The 4,080-nt window shown below is 40.6% G+C and carries 3 protein-coding genes; all 3 read left to right on the top strand.

The genetic code is table 11. From position 1 onward, the window contains the following. The first annotated feature begins 649 nt into the window (after window positions 1–649). The 3 genes from FYJ57_RS14760 to FYJ57_RS14750 are packed head-to-tail and all read left to right on the top strand — an operon-like array spanning window position 650 to window position 4,066. Window positions 650–2,068 (top strand): tyrosine-type recombinase/integrase, encoded by a 1,419-nt coding sequence (locus FYJ57_RS14760; protein WP_205840009.1) that lies wholly within the window; start codon window positions 650–652, stop codon window positions 2,066–2,068. Next, window positions 2,068–3,051 carry a tyrosine-type recombinase/integrase gene (locus tag FYJ57_RS14755; RefSeq protein WP_154433240.1) on the top strand — a complete coding sequence of 328 codons (984 nt, stop codon included), beginning with the start codon at window positions 2,068–2,070 and terminating at the stop codon, window positions 3,049–3,051. Before FYJ57_RS14760 ends, FYJ57_RS14755 begins: the two co-directional genes overlap by 1 nt. Next, window positions 3,044–4,066, top strand: coding sequence for a tyrosine-type recombinase/integrase (locus tag FYJ57_RS14750; RefSeq protein WP_154433239.1), 1,023 nt, complete (start codon window positions 3,044–3,046; stop codon window positions 4,064–4,066). Before FYJ57_RS14755 ends, FYJ57_RS14750 begins: the two co-directional genes overlap by 8 nt. Window positions 4,067–4,080 lie beyond the last annotated feature (14 nt).

Here is a 4,080-nt window from a genome sequence, read left to right as displayed (position 1 = left end):
TAGCCAGCTTATCCTAACATTCGGATAAACAGGCTTATCCTCAGAGTATTTTTATCCTCATCTTTTCTGGATATAGCGATATTTACTCTCTTCTTCGCAAAAAAGATGAGGATAACATATTTTATGTGATAATGGAATCGCATTAAAATCGAAAGGATGTGATTTCATGAATTATGCTGATACCGTCGAAAAGGTAATGTCACTACTTAAAGAAAAGAAGGTGTGTTCAAGCAGTAGAAAGTCGCATAGGGACTGTTATGAATCTCTTGGATCGTATCTCGACCAAAATAGTACCGAGTATACGGTCAAAGCGCGTGATGAATGGTTTGCTGAGATTAAGAAAAGCCTTCCTTCACAGCGATGTGTCATATGGATCCGGTATGTATACCAGTTAGAGGAAATGGATTCTTCAGGAACAGTATCTGACCGCAGGCTATATCTAAATCAATCAGTATACGATAAACTTCCAGTTTCATGGAAAGATGATCTTGATTTCTATCTTGAAGACTGTTGTAAACGTTATACAAAACGCACATTAGAATTAACACGTACCTATTTTTCCGAAGGGTTGCTCATTTTTGATGAAATTGGAGTTGTCAATATATCAGATATCTCATACGAAGCGGTACTGATACTTGTAAACACAAAAATGTATCAATCAGCTGAAACCAGAAACGTGATCCTTAATTACACGGCTCGGATGATACAGTTCTATGAAAAGATCGGGAAATGCACAAAGCCATACAGTCTTCTCTTTAACAGTCAGATTTATCCTCATATCGGATTGATCGATGCGTTTTCTTCAGAGAATAAAGCAGCTTTACAGAAAACGATAGATGTAATTATGTCAGCCGCAGACTTTAAAGGAAAGATTGAGCCTTTTATCGAATGCCTGCAAGCCCATGGATATATCGGTACTACTTTGAAACTGGCAAAACATGCATTAACAGCTTTTTATCTGTTTCTGGATATACATGATCTTGGTTATCATCCGGATATCGTTTGGATATGGTTCTCTGAGGTAAAAAATACACTGGGAACTTCCTGGCTTCACTGGAGAAGAGTTCTGAGTTTTTGTAATGAATATCTTCTTAGCGGCGATATCCACCCGGGTGGGAAATATAAATACATTCCTACCATATATGATGAACTCCCTGAATGGTGTAAGGAAGCCGTCGCAGGTCTTTTAGAACAGAAAAAACGTGAATATCGCGAAAGCGGTACACTTAAATCTTATCGATGTTCCTGTGCAAGCTTTTGTCTGTTTTTGATCGATCATGGGTATGACAGTTTCAAACAGATTTCTCCAGAGATAATCAAAGAATTCTCAATCCAGGATGAACATTCCACATTTAAAGGCCGTGCCACCCGCTTTGTAATCGTAAGAGCCTTCCTACGCTATCTTGAGGAACATCGATATACAGAAAGACATGGTCTGGATCAATGTCTTATATCAGGAAGTGCACCCGTAGATAAGATCATTGATGTTTTGTCCGATGAACAGATTCAGAGGATCCAGGAGTACCGGCTGACCCATAATGCCCCTGTAGAACTTCGCGACATTGCCATTGTTTTGCTTGGCCTAAAAACAGGACTGAGGGCCTATGATATCCTGGCACTCCGTTTTCAGGATATCGACTGGAAGAAATGCCAGATCTCAATCATCATGAAAAAAACGAAAACACAGATCACTCTTCCAATGCCTGTTGAAGTGGGAAATGCTATATATTCATACCTGAAATACGGCAGACCTGATGCAGAAAGCGATTTTATTTTTGTAAGATCCAAAGCCCCGTATGGAAGATTGACTGGTAAAGTATGTACCAGAGCACTTTACCGTATCCTGCCCGAAAGAAATGATGTAAAGGGCGGCGGTTTTCATGTGACACGCAGGACTTTTGCTACAAATCTGCTGAAAAATCATGCCGGCATCGATGATGTAATGGATGCACTTGGTCATCGTGATCCGACAAGCGTAATGAAATACCTTCTTCTGGATGATGAAAGAAGCAGAAAATGTGGATTATCATTGTCAGACATCGGACTGATGCTGGAAGGAGGTCTGTAATGAAGATTCTCGGATATGAATATCAAAGCTGTTTTGCTCCGTATATTAAACAGTTTCTACAGGAAAAGCGGTCTGTTGGATTCACTTATGAAACTGAAGAATGGAAACTGAAACATTTTGACGATTTTTGTGTAAAAGAATCCGTTATACAGCCATATCTCAGCAGGGAACTGGTCAAAAAATGGGGGACATTGCGTGAAGGAGAATCATTATCTACCTGTTCAGCACGTACTTCTATCATCCGTCAGTTTGCGTTATTCATGATCTCCCTCGGTGAGGAAGCATATATTCCGTCGAATTTTTATAAATGTGAAAAAAGACTGGTGCATGTCTTGTCAGATGATGAAATATCAGCATTCTTTCATGAAATCGACAGTTATTCTCCAGAGATAAAAGTGCCCTCGTTTTTGCGTCTGTCTACAGAGTATAAAGTGATCTTCAGATTGATCTATTGTTGTGGCCTGCGTATTTCAGAAGCGAGAAAACTGAAGTGGAGTGATGCAGATCTTGAAGCGGGAACATTAAAAATCATGCAGTCAAAAGGTCATAAAGACAGGCTAATATATATGTCAGATGATCTTGCTGTGTTAATGAAGGAATATAAGACGATACTGAATGATCATCATGGATGCGTATCAGAATGGGTTTTCCCTGCAAGAGAACCGGGCAACTGCCTGTGTTCTGTCACTATAAACGCAGCATTTCGCAGGGCATGGAATGCAACACCATATGCAGAAGGCTGTGACAAAACTCCTACTGTTCACTGCCTCAGACATAGCTTTGTAGTAAAAAGGATGAATCTCTGGATGGAAGAAGGTATCGCACTTAAGGAGATGCTTCCATTTCTGAGCCGGTATCTGGGACATCAGAGTACGGATGATACTTTTTATTATTACCATCAGGTCAGCGAAGCTTTCCGGATCATCAGAGACAGGGACAAGACTTCAGGTTTCGTTATCCCGGAGGTGATTGACCATGAGTAGAAAAAAAGTGGAAAAGATAATGTTTTTCTCAAAAACACTGGATTTTCTTGAGCATTACCTGCCTGATCAGTCATTGAAAAGCCGGAATACAATAGAAACCTACCGGGATGCTTTGACCGTGTTCAGAAGATATATAACCGATACTATGAATTTATCACTTCGTACCTTTGGCTTTGAGGATTGTACACATGATTTTCTGTTATCATACATTGAGTTCCTGCATAAAAACGGTAACAGCGAAACCACTTGTAATAACAGGCTTGCTGCGATCAGAGCTTATCTCTGGTATGCTGCTGATTGTGATATATCGTTACAGTCAGTAGCGCTCACAGCTTCCAGAGTTCCTTTTCTTAAAGTACCAAAGCTGACACGTGAAGTCATCCCTGATGATGCCCTTAAGGCACTGCTCTCTGCTCCGCCGGATACTAAGATAGGCCGAAGGGACAGACTGATCCTGATATTGCTTTATGACTCTGCTGTCAGGGTTTCCGAATTATTGTCTATGAATGTATCTTCTGTAAATCTGGAGGCCGACATACCGTATCTTCGGATTTATGGAAAAGGTGATAAAGAAAGGATCGTTGCGATCACAGATAAGACCGCTGATCATCTGAAGAACTATTTAAAAGTTTACCATGAAGTGATAGATCCTGATGCTCCGCTGATCTATACAGTGATCAAGGGTCACAAAGACAGGATGTCAGTTGGAAATGTTGAGCGTATCATCAAAAAATATGCAGCTCAGATCCGCTCAAAGTATCCGAATTTCCCGGAACGATGCTATCCCCATATGTTCCGCAGGACCAGGGCAACCAATCTGTATCAGGATGGAACAGAACTTGAACTTGTTTCCCGTATACTGGGGCATTCCTCAACTGAAACAACACGTATTTACGCAGTCCCTTCAGTTGATATGATGCGTAAAGTGATGGAATCAGGTGATCTGGAAAGTTATGAGAAGCCATTATGGCCAGATGATGAAGCTGAAATGGCACGTATCTGTGGTTTAAGATAAATAATGTTATCCTC

Source organism: Oliverpabstia intestinalis (assembly GCF_009696065.1).
GTDB classification, from domain to species: domain Bacteria; phylum Bacillota; class Clostridia; order Lachnospirales; family Lachnospiraceae; genus Oliverpabstia; species Oliverpabstia intestinalis.
The sequence above is the reverse complement of the archived record's forward strand: the minus strand, read 5'-3'. Positions and strand labels throughout refer to the sequence as shown.